The following is a 1588-nucleotide window of genomic DNA, read 5'->3' on the forward strand; positions in this document are numbered from 1 at the left end:
GGGGATGCGGCATAAATCTTGGACTGGTTATGCAGCGATCCCGAGGGCCCTGCGGTACTCAACAGGGCTCCGTGCCCCTAACGAGATCTTGATCCGTTGCTCGTTGTACCAACGGATGTACGCGTCCAGAGCTTGCGTGAACTGCTCAATGCTCGTGGTTTGCCAGTCGCGGGCATAGAACAATTCGTTTTTGAGCCGCCCGAAGAAGCCTTCACAGGCCGCATTGTCCGGTGAGTACCCCTTGCGTGACATCGAGCGCACTAACTTGGCATCAGCGATGCGTGACAACCATCCTGGCCAGCGATAGTGAGCACCACGGTCGGAGTGAACCATAGGTTGCACTTCGCTGTCATTGAGCTTGGCGATCGCGGCATCCAGCATCGTGTTGACCAGTTCAGCGTCGGGGCGTGTTCCGATAGACCAGCTCACCACCATTCCATCGAAGCAATCGATCATGGGCGAGAGGTAGACTTTGCCGACGGGCAGTTGGAACTCCGAGATGTCGGTCAGCCACTTCTGGTTAGGCGCAGTGGCATTGAAGTTACGGTTCAGCAAGTTCTCAGGTGCAGGGCTAATCTCTCCCAAGTAGGAGCCGTAGCGGCGTCGTTTGGGCGCAGCGGCCACCAGCCCTTCCTGCTTCATCAGGCGCCGGACCACCTTCTCCGAGATCCACACGCATTGTCTGACCAGTGAGGCCTGGATGCGACGGTAGCCATAGCAGCCATGGTTGCGCTCGAAGATGTCCGTGATCGTTCGGCGCACCGCGAAATACTTTTCGTCAGCGTTGAGCCGCGCTCGATGGTAGAAGTACGAGCTGCGAGCCAGGACTAGCGAGGTGAGCAACTCGGCAAGCGAGTATTCATGGCGCAGGGCATCAACCAGAAGTGTCTTCTCACGATTGCTCACGAGATGAAGGTCGATGCCGTGGTCCTTTTTTAGGAGCTCGTTCGCCTTCTTCAATAACTCCTGTTCCAACTGCAACCGTCTCACTTGACGACGTAGCGTCTGGAGTTGCTGCTCCAACTGGGACAGCTCCGAACCCGTTGAAGAATCATTGAAGCGCTTCATCGATGCGAGAGCCTCTGGCCCCAATAGTTGATTGCGCCAGTTGTACAGCGTCTCTCGACACACGCCAACGTCGTCAGCAATGGCTTGGATGCTTCCTTGACGTGTGCACAGTGCGAGCACCGCAGCGTGCTTTTGCTCGTTCGACGATGCTCCAAGCAGGCGTGGCCGAGCCCGGGGATTGAGCTCTTGAACCCAAGCGTGAAGTGAGGCCCTCCCGGGATAGCCAAGAGCCTTGATTGTGAAAGCCACGCAGCGCCCGTGCGTCAGATAGTGTTCCACGGCCCGAGCCTTTTGCTCAGCGGTGAACTTCGGCGGGCGAACAACCGCTGTCTTCAAGGCTCGACCCTGCTCGTACTCGCGGTGCCAGCTCTTGAGCGAATTCTTGGTGGGATAGCCCAACTGCTGAATGGTTGCCGCGACTCGTTTGCCTAGCTGGATGTAGAGCGTCACCGCGCGGATTCGATCTTCGTATGAATACATGAACTACCTCTCAGTAGTCCAAGATTTCATCCGCATCCCC

At 57.1% G+C, this 1588-nt stretch carries 1 protein-coding gene; it reads right to left on the reverse strand.

All coding sequences use genetic code 11. The annotated features are described in order from the left end of the window. Window positions 1–27: 27 nt before the first annotated feature. Entirely contained in the window at window positions 28–1548 is a 1521-nt protein-coding gene (locus tag HF327_RS21770; RefSeq protein ID WP_198462433.1) for an IS3 family transposase, read from the reverse strand. Between the last annotated feature and the right edge of the window lie 40 nt (window positions 1549–1588).

Origin of the sequence: Comamonas suwonensis, assembly GCF_012844455.2 — a bacterium.
Classification (GTDB): domain Bacteria; phylum Pseudomonadota; class Gammaproteobacteria; order Burkholderiales; family Burkholderiaceae_C; genus Comamonas; species Comamonas suwonensis.